16 protein-coding genes are annotated in these 14,402 nt (G+C 67.5%); 2 read left to right on the forward strand and 14 right to left on the reverse strand.

Translation table 11 applies throughout. The features are described 5' to 3' along the window. Positions 1 to 110 precede the first annotated feature (110 nt). The 3 genes from J8I35_RS07285 to J8I35_RS07295 all read right to left on the reverse strand — a co-directional run bounded on the left by J8I35_RS07285 (position 111) and on the right by J8I35_RS07295 (position 2,006). On the reverse strand, positions 111 to 299 hold the full coding sequence (locus J8I35_RS07285) for a 4-oxalocrotonate tautomerase (RefSeq protein WP_209924875.1): 189 nt from the start codon (positions 297 to 299) through the stop codon (positions 111 to 113). 65 nt (positions 300 to 364) lie between these two features. Then, complete coding sequence (locus tag J8I35_RS07290) at positions 365 to 1,138, reverse strand: class II aldolase/adducin family protein (RefSeq protein WP_050011898.1); 774 nt, start codon at positions 1,136 to 1,138, stop codon at positions 365 to 367. Continuing rightward, a complete protein-coding gene (locus J8I35_RS07295) occupies positions 1,116 to 2,006 on the reverse strand; it encodes an urea transporter (protein ID WP_209924876.1) in 891 nt (296 codons plus the stop codon). Before J8I35_RS07295 ends, J8I35_RS07290 begins: the two co-directional genes overlap by 23 nt. A 358-nt stretch (positions 2,007 to 2,364) precedes the next feature. Here J8I35_RS07295 and J8I35_RS07300 point away from each other — a divergent pair, with 358 nt between their 5' ends. Next, positions 2,365 to 2,919 carry a putative glycolipid-binding domain-containing protein gene (locus tag J8I35_RS07300; RefSeq protein WP_209924877.1) on the forward strand — a complete coding sequence of 185 codons (555 nt, stop codon included), beginning with the start codon at positions 2,365 to 2,367 and terminating at the stop codon, positions 2,917 to 2,919. Here the strand turns inward: J8I35_RS07300 and J8I35_RS07305 are convergent. From J8I35_RS07305 to J8I35_RS07325, 5 genes are all read right to left on the reverse strand, one after another. After that, entirely contained in the window at positions 2,880 to 3,821 is a 942-nt protein-coding gene (locus J8I35_RS07305) for an alpha/beta fold hydrolase (protein ID WP_209924878.1), read from the reverse strand. The genes J8I35_RS07300 and J8I35_RS07305 overlap by 40 nt on opposite strands. Positions 3,822 to 3,825: 4 nt before the next feature. After that, the gene (locus J8I35_RS07310; RefSeq protein ID WP_124638960.1) at positions 3,826 to 4,731 is read right to left on the reverse strand and encodes a metal-dependent hydrolase; all 906 of its coding nucleotides are present in this window, start codon (positions 4,729 to 4,731) and stop codon (positions 3,826 to 3,828) included. Then, positions 4,728 to 5,657, reverse strand: coding sequence for an SDR family oxidoreductase (locus J8I35_RS07315; RefSeq protein WP_209924879.1), 930 nt, complete (start codon positions 5,655 to 5,657; stop codon positions 4,728 to 4,730). Before J8I35_RS07315 ends, J8I35_RS07310 begins: the two co-directional genes overlap by 4 nt. Positions 5,658 to 5,678: 21 nt before the next feature. After that, positions 5,679 to 7,259 carry an NAD(P)/FAD-dependent oxidoreductase gene (locus tag J8I35_RS07320; RefSeq protein ID WP_209924880.1) on the reverse strand — a complete coding sequence of 527 codons (1,581 nt, stop codon included), beginning with the start codon at positions 7,257 to 7,259 and terminating at the stop codon, positions 5,679 to 5,681. A gap of 246 nt (positions 7,260 to 7,505) precedes the next feature. Continuing rightward, positions 7,506 to 8,177, reverse strand: coding sequence for a lysoplasmalogenase (locus J8I35_RS07325; protein WP_209924881.1), 672 nt, complete (start codon positions 8,175 to 8,177; stop codon positions 7,506 to 7,508). Between the two features lie 361 nt (positions 8,178 to 8,538). On the opposite strand from J8I35_RS07325, the gene speB reads away from it, so the two are divergent. Further along, positions 8,539 to 9,507, forward strand: coding sequence for an agmatinase (gene speB, locus J8I35_RS07330; RefSeq protein ID WP_209924882.1), 969 nt, complete (start codon positions 8,539 to 8,541; stop codon positions 9,505 to 9,507). Between the two features lie 79 nt (positions 9,508 to 9,586). Here speB and J8I35_RS07335 read toward each other — a convergent pair whose 3' ends face one another. The 6 genes from J8I35_RS07335 to J8I35_RS07360 form a co-directional block, all read right to left on the reverse strand. Then, positions 9,587 to 10,567: a sulfonate ABC transporter substrate-binding protein gene (locus tag J8I35_RS07335; protein ID WP_050011890.1), complete on the reverse strand. Its 981-nt coding sequence runs from the start codon at positions 10,565 to 10,567 to the stop codon at positions 9,587 to 9,589. A gap of 277 nt (positions 10,568 to 10,844) precedes the next feature. Beyond that, the gene (locus J8I35_RS07340) at positions 10,845 to 11,069 is read right to left on the reverse strand and encodes a hypothetical protein (RefSeq protein WP_050011889.1); all 225 of its coding nucleotides are present in this window, start codon (positions 11,067 to 11,069) and stop codon (positions 10,845 to 10,847) included. Positions 11,070 to 11,349: 280 nt separating this feature from the next. Continuing rightward, positions 11,350 to 11,553, reverse strand: coding sequence for a cold-shock protein (locus tag J8I35_RS07345; RefSeq protein ID WP_006485974.1), 204 nt, complete (start codon positions 11,551 to 11,553; stop codon positions 11,350 to 11,352). A 381-nt stretch (positions 11,554 to 11,934) separates the two neighbouring features. After that, positions 11,935 to 12,774 (reverse strand): MerR family transcriptional regulator, encoded by an 840-nt coding sequence (locus J8I35_RS07350; protein WP_050011888.1) that lies wholly within the window; start codon positions 12,772 to 12,774, stop codon positions 11,935 to 11,937. A gap of 9 nt (positions 12,775 to 12,783) precedes the next feature. After that, positions 12,784 to 13,344 carry a GNAT family N-acetyltransferase gene (locus tag J8I35_RS07355; protein ID WP_124555010.1) on the reverse strand — a complete coding sequence of 187 codons (561 nt, stop codon included), beginning with the start codon at positions 13,342 to 13,344 and terminating at the stop codon, positions 12,784 to 12,786. 79 nt (positions 13,345 to 13,423) lie between these two features. Then, the gene (locus J8I35_RS07360; protein ID WP_124555009.1) at positions 13,424 to 14,296 is read right to left on the reverse strand and encodes a LysR family transcriptional regulator; all 873 of its coding nucleotides are present in this window, start codon (positions 14,294 to 14,296) and stop codon (positions 13,424 to 13,426) included. Between the last annotated feature and the right edge of the window lie 106 nt (positions 14,297 to 14,402).

Raw genomic sequence — 14,402 nt, forward strand, 5'->3', positions numbered from 1 at the left:
GGCGAGTGGAGGCGCCGGCGTGCAGCACGCGTCGCAGGCGCTGCGGTGCAGGGCTCAGTGCAGGGCTCAGCACAGAGCGGACGGCGCCGACGCGACGCCGCCGTCGGTGCTCAGCGCTCGTCGCTCCACAGCTTCCCTGCCGTCGCCCAGTTCTCCTTCTTCACGTCGGTCAGGATGATGTCGACCGAGCCCGGCGTGCAGCCGAGCGTGTCGCACGTGACACGCGTGATTGCTTCGACGAATGCGCGCTTCTGCTCGACGGTGCGGCCTTCGAACAGCAGGATATTGAAAGTCGGCATGACACAGGCTCCGGTTGGGATTGAACGATTGACGATGGACGATTCGGTCGGGTGCGGATGCGCGGTCAGTCGCGATATGACGGATCGATCCGGTCGAGCCGGCGCAGCAGCGCCGGCCATTCCAGTTCGCCTTCGATCGCGCCGCCGTCGCGCAACTGTTCGGCGGTGCGCTCGGCGATGGCCGGCTCCGGCAGCACGAGCGGCCCGCCGCCTGCTTGCGCGCGCACCTGGATGTCGCACGCCTTGATCAGCGTATCCATCAGCACGTACGCTTCGGCGACGGTCCGGCCGACCGTCAGCGTGCCGTGGTTGCGCAGCAGCATCGCGGATTTCGCGCCGAGGTTCGCGGTCAGACGTGCGCCTTCGGCCGGCGAGAACGCGAGCGCTTCGTAGTCGTGGTACGCAAGATCGCCGTGAAAGCGCAACGCGTGCTGCGACGCCGGCAACAGCCCGTCGCGCTGGATCGACACGGCGATGCCGGCCGTATTGTGCAGGTGCATCACGCAGACGGCATCGGCGCGCGCGGCGTGCACGGCCGCATGCAGTGCAAAGCCGGTCACGTTGACCGCGTGCTCGCTGTCGCCGATCCGGTTGCCGGCGAGGTCGATCTTCACGAGGTTCGATGCGCGTACCTCGTCGAACGTGAGGCCGAACGGGTTGATCAGGAAGTGGCCGGGCTCGCCGGGCACGGTCGCGGATAGATGCGTGTAGATCAGGTCGTCCCAGCCGTTCAGCGCGACGAGCCGGTACGCGGCGGCGAGGTCGACGCGCAGCCTGCGTTCGGCGTCGGAGATCGGACCGCCGGGCTTCACGGCGTCAGGACGGTGTGCGAATGACATCGGGTGCTCCGAGGGTGAGGCGGCGCGCGACGACTACGGTCACCCACGCCGCGAGCGCGAACGGGGCTGTAAACACCGGGATGCCCGCGCGCATCGCGAGCCACTGGATCAGCGCGGCGAGTGCGGCGGCCGCGAGCGCCGCACGCGGCCCGCGCGACATCAGCGCGAGTGCGGCGAGCGCGCCGTTGAAGCCGAGCAGGCCGCCGGCGAACGACGCGTCGCTTGCGCCGAGCGCGGTCAGCAGCACGGTCGACGCGATCGCGCCGCCGAGCGCGAACGCGGCCGCGCGGCGTGACGCGACGGCGAGGGCGGCGACGACCAGCGCGCCGGCCCATGCGCCTTGTGCGAAGGTGGTCTGAGCAACGCCCGACAACAGCGCGTCGGTTGCGGAAGCGAGCGTCGGCACCGGGGCGGCGGTCGCGCCGTCCGCATGCTGCAACGCGACAAACGGCAGCCACAGCGCGGTGACGACCAGGCACGGGCTCGAATACGGGCACTGGCGCCAGCGGGCGAGCGACGCCCGCATCGCGCGTTGCACGAGCGCCGCGCCGATCGCGACCAGCGGCACCAGCGCGACGGCGGCGAGTTGATGGGGCGCGAACAATACGGCGATCAGCGCCGCGAGCGCGCCGTTGAAGCCGTGCAGCCCCTGTTCGACGTCGCGGCGTTCGGCGCCGGTCAGCACGGCCGTCATGCTGGCGGCGGCGGAGCCGACCAGCGCCGCGCATGCGAGCCGCAGGTCGTTCAGCGCGAGCGCGGCGAGCAGCAGCGACCCGGTGAGCGCATTCGCCTGCAGCACGATCTGCCCGATGCCGCGCAGCAGGGTGCGCAGGTCGATCGACGGCGAAGCGGGGCGGGCAGTAGGCATGATCGCGGCGGAACAGGATGAGTCGTGAGCATAGGACACGCTGCGATGCACCGGAATAGGGAATGCTGGATAGTCAGGATTTGTGGTCGATGCCCTGAAGCGGGGCATCGCGAGGTGCGGTGCGCGTACTCGGGATGTTTTGTTAGCGTTTTCGCGAGATTCCGGCGATTCGATATCAAATTTGCGCCATCGCTATTGCTTTCGCGTGCACGCGGGGTTGCCGAGGGGGGACCCATGCGCGTCAGTTTCAACGCTCTAGCGACCGGGTCGCCGAGCTGGACTCAATCGACGGCGGCATTCCGGATAGCGACGATTTGTGTGACGATGCCCCGACGCGGGATACCAAGGAGGTGGAACGATGCGCGAAGTACGTTGGGCGTCGCTCGAAGGCGACGGAATCGAACATCTGACGTTCGACCGGAGTGAATCCGGCATCGTCGTCGAAAGCGCGGTGGTCGGCCAGCGGTATGGCCGCGCGTACGGGCTCGCGTATCGCGTCGAATGCGATCTGCAATGGCGCGTGACCTACGCGGTGCTCAAGGTGATGGGCGGCGGCACGCTCGAACTGCGTGGCGACGGGGCCGGGCACTGGCGTGACGGCTCAGGCCGAGAACTGCACGAGCTCGACGGCTGCATCGATATCGACATCGCCGCGACGCCGTTCACGAATTCGCTGCCGATCGGCCGCCTCGGGCTCGCGCGCGGCGAGCGGCGGCCGATCGACGTCGCGTACATCTCGACGCCGGATCTGAAGGTCACGCCGGTCAAGCAGGCTTATGCGTGCATCGAACCGGGCCGCCGCTACCGCTACGAAGGGATCTTCCGGAATTTCACCGCGGAGATGGACATCGACGACGACGGGCTCGTGATCGACTACGAAACGCTGTTCAAGCGACTGCCGCCGTTGCGCTGATCCGCGGCTCCCGTTCGCGTGGCCGGTGCCGCCGCTGCCGACGCGGCGGCAACCGCGGGCCGTTCATGCGCGGCCGCGAACCGGTCGATCCGCGACGCGATCATGTCCGGATGGCGCAGCACGATCCAGTGCGTGCCGTCGATTTCCTCGCGCACGTGCTCGCCGAGCCAGCGGTCGAGGTCGACCGACATCTCGGGCGTCACGTAGCGGTCGCGCAGCGGAACGAGAATCTGCACCGGCGCCTGCGCGTACCGCTCACGCGGCTTGCGGGCCCGGGCAAGGAAGTTCGCGCGGTACATCCGCATCCCGTTCAGCGCGTTCTTCAGTTGCACGGGATCGCGCTCGGCGCGCACGCGTTCGGTGAGCTGCAGCCAGCGCGGCCACAGCGCGGCGCCGCCGAGCCGCCATACCAGCGACGGCACGAGCGGCAGATGGAAGAACGCGATGTACCAGGATTTCAGGCTCTGCCGGAGCCGCATCTTCGCGCGGAACACGTGATCGAGACACGGGCCGGAGATCGACGTGTACGACGCGATGCGGCCGCGGAACGCGGGGTCGGTCACGGCCTCCCAGCACTGGATCGAGCCCCAGTCGTGGCCGACCAGGTGGAACGGCCGGCCGCCGCAGGTCGCGTCGGCCACCGCTTTCAGGTCGTCGGCGAGCCGTTCGAGCGTGTAGTCGGCACGGCGGCGCGGCGCATCGGATGCGCCGGCGCCGCGCACGTCGTACGCGATCACGCGGTAGCGCTTCGCGAGCCGCGCGCGGATCGGCGCCCACACGGTCGCCGAGTCCGGGTAGCCATGCACGAGGATCAGCGGCGGCGCGCGACGCGACCCGCTGACGTAGACGGCGAGTTTCACGTCGCCGGACCGGACGGTCAGCATCTCGTGAGCGCGCGCCATCGCGTCATGCCTGCGCTACCGAATGCAGCGGCACGCGGCGCGGGGCGGCTTGCGCCGCATAGCGCGCGTTGGTCGCGTCGATGTTGTCGAGCAGCGTGTCGAGCTCCTGCAGGTACTGATGGTTGTCGTGATCCCACGGGTGGAAGCCCGGGCGGAAGTAGTCGAGCCATTCGCGCGCGATGCTCGGGAACACGCCGTTCTTCGGGCTGTACAGATACTTCACGAGGCGCCACATGCCGTCGAACTTGCCGTGTTCGCGACGGTGCGCGCGCATCAGCCGCACGTGGAAGTCGAACACGATCGCCCAGAAGAATACCGTCGTCGTCAGCATCGTGCCGGTGCGCAGCAGGTAGCTGCCGAGGCCCGGCTTCATCACGGTGCGCCACACGTCGTAGGACACCGCCTTGTGCTCGGTTTCCTCCATCGCGTGCCACATCCACATCTGCTGGTAGCCCTCGACCGAGCCGTCGATCCGGTGCTCGTGGCCCGACAGCAACTGGTTCGCGAGGATCGCCGTGTAGTGTTCGAGCGCGATCGTGATCGCCAGCTGCATCGAGTGCGGCAGCACCTTCTTGAACCAGCCGAGGATCGTCCACAGACGCTTGTCGAGCTTGTGCGCGGGCAGGCCTGACGCCTGCAGCAGATCGTTGTATTCGATGTGCTCGCGCGTGTGCATCGCTTCCTGCCCAATGAAGCCGATGACCTGCTTCTTCAGCTCGGGATCCTCGATCCGGTCGCGGTAGTTGCGCACCGAATCCATGAAGAAGCGTTCGCCGGCCGGGAACAGCAGCGACAGCGCATTCATGAAGTGCGTGACCGGCACGCCCTGCACATGCCAGTCCTTCGCGCGTTCGGGCGGCAGCGCGAAACGGATGTCGCGCCGCACGGGCATCATGTTCGGTGTCGTCATGATTGTTCTCCCTGATTGCCTGCATTGTTGTAGGTGGCGTGCACCGGTGCCGGTGCCGGCGCGCCGCGTGCGGCACGGCGGGCTTTCGCGGCCTCGCGGCGCGTCGCGAGCACGACGAGCGCCTGGTACGCGGCCGGCAGGAGGCGCGCCATCCAGTCCGCGCCCTTCGCGTCGCGGCCGATCAGCACGCGGCGCTTGTTCTTGCGCACGCCGGCGAGGATCGTGCGCGCGGCGTCGTCGGCGGTCGTGATGAAGAACTTCTCGAAGCTGTCCTTGCCTTGCTGTTCGCTCTCGACGATGAAGCCGACCATGTTCTTCGCGACGCGGCTCGACTGCGCGATGTTCGTGCGGATGCCGCCCGGATGCACGCAGGTGGCCGACACGCCGCACTTCATCATGTCGAGTTCCTGGCGCAGCGATTCGGTGAAGCCGCGCACCGCGAACTTGGTTGCGTTGTAGCCGCTCATGCCCGGCTGCGCGAAGATCCCGAAGATGCTCGACGTGTTGATCACGTGGCCGTCGCCCGATGCCTTCAGGTGCGGCAGGAACGCCTTCGTGCCGTGCACGACGCCCCAGAAGTTGATGTTTACGATCCACTCGAGATCGCTGTAGTCCATCCCTTCGATCGTGCTCGACAGCGCGACGCCCGCGTTGTTGAAGATCAGGTTGACCTTGCCGTGCTCCTGCGCGGTGTCGTTGGCCCACGCGAACATCGCGTCGCGATCGCCGACGTCGAGCACGCGCGTCGATACGCGCACGTTCGGCGCGATCGCACCGACGATTCGTTCGGTTTCGGCGAGGCCGACGCCGTTCTTGTCGGCGAGCGACACGTGGCAGCCGGCCTGCGCGAGCTGGATCGCGAGTGCGCGGCCCATGCCCGAGCCGGCACCCGTGATCGCGGCGACCTTGTTGGCGAAATCTCTCATGTCGATGGCTCCTTGTCTGGCTCAGGCCGCTTCGGCGGACGTGGAAGGGGAAGCGGCCGGCGCGGCGGCGGGCCGCGCGGTCGTGTCGTGCGGTGCGCGATACGCGTGGTAATCGGCGATCGAGAACTGCCCGGTGGCCTGGCGGAAGCGCCACGTGAAGCCCGGCCACAGCGTCGTGTTCTTGCCGGTGCGCGGGTCGAGGTACCAGCTCTTGCAGCCGCCCGTCGACCAGATCGCCTTCTTCAGCTTGTCCTGCAGGTCGTCGTTGTACTGCGCTTCGACGAGCGGGCGTACCTCGATCGCCTCCGCGCGCTCGCGGCGCATCGCCTGCAGCGCGCCGAGGATGTATTCGATCTGCGACTCGATCATGAACACCATCGAGTTGTGGCCGAGGCCCGTGTTCGGGCCGACGATCATGAAGAAGTTCGGGTAGCCGGGCAGCGTCGTGCCGAGATACGCGTGCGCGCCGTCGCGCCACGCATCGACGATGTCGAGGCCGCCGCGGCCGATGATCGCGCCGCGCGGATACGGGTCGGCCACCTGGAAGCCGGTGCCGTAGATCAGGCAGTCGACTTCATGACGCTTGCCGTCGGTCGTCACGACCGCGTCGGCTTCGATGCGATCGATGCCGGTCGTGATCACGTCGACGTTCTTGCGCGACAGCGCCGGGTAGTAGTCGTTCGAGATCAGCACGCGCTTGCAGCCGAGCGTGTAGTTCGGCGTGACGGCCTTGCGCAGTGCCGGATCGGGAATCTGCTTGCGGATGTGACGCAGCGCGAGCTTCTGCACGTTCTTCATCAGCGACGGATGGATCGCGAAGCCGAGCACGCGCGATTCGAGCATCCAGTAGATGCCGCTGCGCACGACCTTCTGCGTGAACGGCAGCGTGCGGAACAGCCATTTCTCGACGCCGGTCAGGTTGCGGTCGGGCTTCGGCATGATCCACGGCGGCGTGCGCTGGAACAGCGCGAGCGACTTCACGCGCGGCGCGATCTGCGGCACGAACTGGATCGCGCTCGCGCCGGTGCCGATCACCGCGACGCGCTTGCCTTCGAGCGGGTAGTCGTGATCCCACTGTTGCGAATGGAATGCGCGGCCCTTGAAGGTCTCGACACCGGGAATCGCCGGCAGTGCGGCGCGCGACAGCCCGCCCATCCCGGACACCAGCACGCGTGCCGACAGCCGCTTGCCGTTCGCGAACGTGAGGCGCCAGCGTTGCGCGGCTTCGTCGTACTCGGCGCGCTGCAACTCGTGATTCAGCCGCAGGTGCGGGCCGACGCCGAAGCGCTGCACGCAGTCTTCCAGATACGCGCGGATCTCCGGCTGCGGCGCGAACATGCGGGTCCAGCGCGGGTTCGGCGCGAACGAGAACGAATAGACGTGCGATTGCACGTCGCATGCACACCCGGGGTAATGATTGTCGCGCCACGTGCCGCCGACCGACGCGGCCTTCTCGAGGACGACGAAGTCGGTCACGCCGGTTTGTTTCAGGCGGATCGCCATCCCGAGGCCGGCGAAGCCGGTGCCGATGATGGCGATGTCGATGGCTTCATCCCGGCCGTCAGGGCCGGGTGGACCGAAAGGCAACGTGCGAGCATTCATCCGGGTGTCTCCGATCTGGCTCATTTTTTAATGTTACATTGGTTGATGTAACGATAGTGGGTGAACCCGGAAACCGCAAGAGGCTAGAAGCGACGCTCTAAGGGCAGGAAATCAAGCGGGGAAAGGCTGAGCGGGGTTTGGAACGGCCCCGTTTCCGCCATGCGGGATGCGCGGAAAAGGCCGTCGGCAGGGCGGGAGGCGCTGGCGATCAAGCCGCCGGCGCGCGGCGGCCTGTTTGAAACGATATCAGGGACGGATCGATCGAGCGGCCGTCTCATGGAAAACCCCGGCCACGATCGTGACCTGCGCGAGCGCATAAAGGCCCCAGATCAGATAGTCGATGCCCGGAAAACCGCCGAGGAACCGGCCGACGCCGATCAGCGTGTCCGAGCCGACGAAGATCAGGCTGCCGATCGCGACCAGCGGGCCGCGCGTGCGGGCGGCGAGCGCGAAGCTCGCCATCGCGCACAGCACGAGCATATAGCCGGCGACCGGCGCCAGCAGCTCGGCGAGGTGCGGGAAGAACGCCACGTAGAACGCCGGCGCGGCGATCCACAGCCCGACGAGCGCAACGATGCGCCAGCCACGCGGCCGCGCGCGCCACCGGAAGAAAATCGCGCAATAACACAGGTGCGTGAGCAGGAACGCGCCGAGGCCGAACACGAACGACAGCGGCCAGTCGGGCAGCGCGAGCAGCACGTCCCCGAGCACGGCCGTCGCGAGTGCCGCGCACAGCCACGCGCGTTCGCGCGGCGCGCCGCAGGTGCCGCCCGCCGCGAGCAGCAGGATGCCCATCGCGGCCTTCGCGGCGGCCTGGCCCGGATAGGGCGCGGCGGCGAGCGACAGCCCGTACAGCAGCGCCGCCGCGATGGCGAGCGGCCAGAGCCGGCGGTAGGTGGCGGGAAGCGTGGCGATCAAGGCGGGTGTCTCCGGTTTGTTGTTGTCCGCGGTGGACGATGGGCCGTTCACCGCGTGGCTGCTGGCCATTATCCGGAAGAACGGGTGCGCGAAAACCGGCGAACCCTTCTAGGAAACGACGGCGACCGCGGGCGACGCCGCCACCGGACTTTTTTCGCGCGTTGCCCCGGCTGAACCGGGGCAACGGTTCCGATTCGGCTTGCTACGATCGCCGCGGTATTACCGTTGTCGTTGTCGATGTCCCGCCTTGCTTCGCGACTGGATGCGCGAGCCGGTACATGCCCGATGAATCCCCGCCGTGCCCGGCCCGCGCGCTCAGTCGAAGCGGGGCGGTCCGGCCATCACGAAAACAGGTCCGACCATGACCGAACTTCTCCACGGCGACGGCGCGATCCGTCGCACGACGCCGTACGGCTCGTCGATCGAAAACACCTACGCGGGCGTGCTGTCGTTCATGCGCCGCAACTACGCGCGCGCGCTCGACGGCGTCGACGTCGCGATCTCCGGCGTGCCGCTCGACCTCGCGACGACCTATCGCTCCGGTGCGCGGCTCGGGCCGGCCGCGATCCGCGCGGCGAGCGTGCAGCTCGCGGAGCTCAATCCGTATCCGTGGGGCTTCGATCCGTTCGACGATCTCGCGGCCGTCGACTACGGCGACTGCTGGTTCGATGCGCACAACCCGCTGTCGATCAAGCCGGCGATCGTCGAGCATGCGCGCACGATCCTGAGCTCGGGCGCGAAGATGCTGACGCTCGGCGGCGACCACTACATCACGCATCCGCTGCTGGTCGCGCACGCGGAGCGCTACGGCAAGCCGCTGTCGCTGATCCATTTCGACGCGCACTGCGATACGTGGGCCGACGACGATCCGGACAGCCTCAATCACGGGACGATGTTCTACAAGGCGGTAAAGGAAGGACTGATCGATCCCGCGACGTCGGTGCAGGTCGGCATCCGTACGTGGAACGACGACTTTCTCGGGATCGAGCGGCTCGATGCCGCGTGGGTGCATGACCATGGTCCGCGAGCGGCGGTCGAGCGGATCGTCGAGATCGTCGGCGCGCGGCCTGCGTATCTGACGTTCGATATCGATTGCCTCGATCCGGCGTTCGCGCCGGGGACGGGGACGCCGGTCGCGGGCGGATTGTCGTCCGCACAGGCGCTGGCGATCGTGCGCTCGCTCGGCGCGGTGAATCTGGTCGGAGCGGATGTGGTGGAAGTCGCGCCCGCGTACGATCACGCGGACATCACGGCGATCGCGGCTGCGCATGTGGCGTGCGATCTGCTGTGTTTGTGGCGGCAGAAGAAGGTGGCGGGGGCGCTGCGTTGAGCGCGTGCCGCTCGGGACACGAAAGCGGCCGGTGGGGCATCGCGCCCGGCCGGCCTGCTGATGGATGGGGCCGCGAGCGTTACTTCGCCGCCAGCGCACTCGCCACGGTTTTGTCGACCCATGCGTTGTCGGCCACGCTCAGCTTCTGCGGAATGAGCTTCGCCGCATAGAACGCATCGGCAACACCCTGCTGCGCGGCGACGATGCGCTCATCGATCGGCACCGCACCGAACGGCACCCGCTTGATCCATGTTTCGACGAGTGCCTCGGGCAACCCGACCTTCGGTGCAAGCAGCGCGGCCGTGTCGGCCGGATGCCCGTTGACCCACTGGCCGGTTTCGCGCGCCTGTTTCAGGATCGCGCCGACCACGTCGGGATGCTGTTGCGCGAAACGCCGCGTCGCCTCGTAGAAATTGTTGGTCGCCGCGAGCCCCGCGTAATCGGACAGCGTGCGCACCTTCAGCGCGTTCTGCGCGGCCGCGTAGTACGGATCCCACACGGCCCACGCATCGACATTGCCGCTTTCGAACGCGGCGCGCGCGTCGGCCGGCGCGAGATACACGGGATGGATTTCGTCATAGCGCACGCCGGCTTTCTTCAGCGCCTCGAGCAGCAGGTAGTTCGCACTCGAGCCTTTCTGCAGCGCGACCTTCTTGCCGCGCAGGCCGGCCACCGTCCGGATCGGCGAATCGCTCTTCACGAATACCGCTTCGTTGTGCGGCGCCGGCGGTTCCGCGCCGACATAGACGAACTGCACGCCGGCCGCCTGCGCGAACACGGGTGGCGGCGCGCCGGTGTAGCCGAAGTCGATGCTGTTCGCGTTCAGTGCTTCGAGCAGTTGCGGGCCGGCCGGGAATTCGAACCATTGAACGTCATAGCCGAGCGGCTTGAGTCGCGCTTCGAGCGCGCCCTGCGCCTTGACGATCGACAGCAGGCCGGCCTTTTGATAACCGATGCGCACGATTTTGTCGGTGCCGCCTTGCGCGAATGCCGACGCGGCGGACAGCGCAACGAGCGAGACGGCGGCGGCGCGGGTGATCCAGCGGGTGAAACGAATCATCGAACGAACTCCATGCGAGGCATCTTCGGGGAGCGGCGGGCGCCGCTCGGTTGGAAGAATCGTCGCATGGGCGATCGCGCCCGCAAACGAAGCATTGCCGATATGGATATGACGGCGGCCGCCCTATGCTTTGGCGTCGTGGCCTGCCGGATCGGACGACTCCGTCGTGCCGGAATGCGGCGAAACAGGTGAACGGGCGTGTCATGCAAAAAGCCGGTGGGCACGTTGCCCGCCGGCTTTTTATGACCGTCTGCTGATATCGACAGTAGCGTGGCCTTTAACCGCGCGTATCGACCCAGTTGCGTGCCCAGCGTGCCGAATGCGCGATCGCCTGCGCTTCGCTCGCGAAGTAGTCGAGCGAATAGAACTGGTAGCGGCCTTCGTCGCGCGTGCTATCGGCGCGTTCGAGCAGCAGGTTGGATGAAAAGCTCCCGTCGGGCAGGCGATGCGCCGAGGGTTGGACGGCATAGCCGTTGTACTGTTGAATTCGTTGGTTGTGCATTTTAATTTTAATGATGATCGAGTGCGCGCGTGCCGTGCGAAATGCGCACGGGTATGCCGATTCAACGCCATTGCGAGCGGAATCTGACGCAGTCGGAAAGCGAAAAATAAGGCGTTGCGGCCGGAGGGGGGGATGAAGTGCAACGAGACGTGTGGCGCCTGGCAAGCTGCTCACTGAACAAAGGCAGCTCAAGCCGATCGCGCCAACTTTAGGAGACGAAGCTCCGTGGGGATGTCGCTGCGACCCGGCGTCCGTCGACGGACGCCGGGCCCTTCAAACTTTACAGCGGCTTGATGTTGGCCGCTTGCAGACCCTTCGGGCCCTGCTTCGTTTCGAAGCTCACTTTTTGGTTTTCAGCCAGCGTCTTGAAGCCGTCGGCACGAATTTCCGAGAAGTGAGCGAACAGGTCGTCGCCGCCGTTGTCCGGCGTGATGAAACCAAAGCCTTTGCTGTCGTTGAACCACTTGACGATACCGGTATCCATGAAGATTCCTTGAGAAAAAAATAGAGATTTGCTCTGTTGAAGAGCGCGTGAAGCGTCAAGGAGGGAGAGGACAACGAATACCGCTGGGGAGGAGCGAGCAATTGATGAACAGCAATCGGACTTCTTGGACTTCGATGCGTACACTAACCGCCGGGCGGGCTTGCGTCAACCGATAACTTGTAACTGTGTCGCGGCACGCGGGGTTACCGTGCGGGGAGCGATGCGACGCCGTCCGGCTGGAATGCGCGCCGAGCGGCGCGCCTGGCCATTCGCCGACCCATGCGGACCGCGGTTGCGACCGGCAATGGCCGTCGGCGCTGCCGCGAACCGACTACGCACGCGTCGCGGCGACAAGCCGACGCCTGCATGACGGCCGCGCGCCTATCCGTTGTCGCCGTCGCCTTGCGTATCGCTCGTACCGGACTGCCGCGCCGCTTCGTCGCTGAGCTTCTTGTCGAGGATCGTCGCGACCCGGCCGCCGAGATACGCGCCGGCCGCGGTTTCGAGCGCGCGGTTCGTCTCGCCTTCGACGAACACGGCCGCGAGCGGGCGCAGCCGCCAGATCGCGTCGACCAGTTCGGGCACGTCGGTGGCCGGCGGCAGCGTGCCGGCGTCGTAGCGGTCGAGCCGCTTCACGACGAGATCGACGAGCAGCCGCGCGATCGCGTCGAAATGCGGCCGCGCGAGGCTGATCACGTCGAGCAGCTCGCGCGGCGGAATCCCTTCCTTCGTCATCGCGGCCGCCGCCTCGAGCAGCGCGGGGCTTTTCGCGACGAACGACAGGCCGCGCCGTTCGAGCAGCCCGAGCTCGGTCACGCGCGACAGTTGCGTGGTCGCTTGCGGGCCGAACATCTGAGCGAGTTGCGCGAGCGAATAGGTTTTCGGCAGCTCGTGCGACCAGCGGCCGCCGATCGCGTTTTCGAGGCCGAGGATCGAGCGCAGGTCGTGGCCTTCGTCGATCGCCTTGATCAAGTCCTGGATGTTCGACAGCGTGTAACCGCGCGCGAGCAGATGGTTGATCAGCTTCAGGCGCGCGACGTGCGTGTCGTCGTAGATGCCGACGCGTCCGCGTTTCTCCGGCGGCGCAAGCAGCCCGCGATCCTGGTACGCGCGGACGTTGCGCACGGTGGTGTCGGACACGCGCGCGAGTTCGTCGACCGTGTACTCGTTGCGGGAATCCGGCGCGGCCTCGTCGGGCGTGGAATGAGTCTGTTTTGACATGCGGTGATTTTAGCGCGCCGCGGCAGGCTCGGGCGAGGCGGGGCGCGTGTTCGCGCCGTCGCCGAGCGGGCGCTGCATCAGCGCCGTGTCGATCCAGCGGCCGTGCTTGAAACCGACCGCTTTCAGCAGGCCGGCCGGTTCGAAGCCGAACGCGCGATGCAGCGACGTCGAGCCGCCGGTGCCGCCGTCGGCGATCACCGCGATCATCTGCCGCCACGGGCCGCCTTCGCAGCGCGCGATCAGCGCCTCGAGCAGCGCGCGGCCGATGCCGCGCCCGCGCTGCGTGTCGTCGATGTAGATCGAATCCTCGATCGTGAAGCGGTACGCGCTGCGCGTGCGGTACGGCGTCGCGTACGCGTAGCCTGCCACGCGGCCGTCGCATTCGGCGACGAGATACGGCAGCCCGTGGTTCAGCACCGCGTCGCGGCGTGCGCGCAGTTCGGCGGCGTCGGGCGGCGTTTCCTCGAACGACGCGACGCTGTGGTGAACGTGGTGCGCATAGATCGCGTGGATCGCGTCGAGGTCGGCGTCGGTCGCGTCGCGCACGACGCAGGCGGTGGCGGTGGACATGGCGGCAGGGCCTGAAGTCAAAACGCTACTATGCCGGCCGTCGACGCGCGTGGCAAAGCCCGTTTGCGGTTTCGGCGGCTTACAGCCGTCCGTCCGCCGCATGAACCGCATCGGCGATCGCGTCGGCGACGCGCTGCACGCGCGGCGACCGGCGTACGTCCGGGTGAACGACGAGCCAGATCTCGCGCTCGATGTCGCAGCGCGGCGCGTTCGCGAGTTCGACGAGCGGCGCGCCGGCGTGCGCGGCCGGATCGTCGACGAGAAACCGCGGCAGCAGCGCGACACCGGCCCCGGCTGCGCAGGCGCGATGCTGCGCGGCGAGGTCGTTGGCGATGAACGCAAAGCGACGCCCGGCCGCGAAGCGTTCGAGCCATTGCTGCTGCGGCGTTTGCGCGAGCGCATCGTCGTAGCCGATGAACGGCCAGCTGTCGGGCGTCGCGTTCGCCCATTCCGGCGTCGCGCACAGCGCGAAGCGCATCGTGCCGAGCCGGCGCGCGGTGAGCCCCGGCTCGCTCGGCCGCGACAGCCGCACCGCGAGATCGGCTTCGCGTGCATACAGGTTCGCCGCGTGCATCTCGCCCATCAGGTCGATCCGCAGCGCCGGCCATGCGCGCTGTGCACGGGCCAGGCGCGGTGCGAGGAAATGGCTGGCGAACACCGGCGACGCCGATACGCGCACGACGCCGTCGAGCGCGGCCGCGCCCTGTGCCGCACGCGCGAACGCATGCGCGTCGGCTTCGAGGCGCGCGGCGTGCTCGGCGAGGTGCAGCCCTTCGTCGGTCGGCGGCCAGCCGCGCGGCAGCCGGTCGAACAACCGGATCCCGAGCGCCGACTCGAGCGCGTCGATGCGCCGCGCGACCGTCGAGTGCTGGACCTGCAGCGCCCGCGCCGCGGCCGACAGGCTGCCGCCGCGCATCACCGCAAGGAAGTAGCGGATGTCGTCCCAACTCATCGGCAGCGCGGGCGTCGCGGCAGAATCGTAATCGGTCGAATTTTGCACAGTAGGTGGGCGCTCAACGTGAATTCCGTTCGATTATGCACGATGGGATGATCGTGTC

The organism is Burkholderia sp. CpTa8-5 (assembly GCF_017815045.1).
Taxonomy (GTDB): domain Bacteria; phylum Pseudomonadota; class Gammaproteobacteria; order Burkholderiales; family Burkholderiaceae; genus Burkholderia; species Burkholderia sola.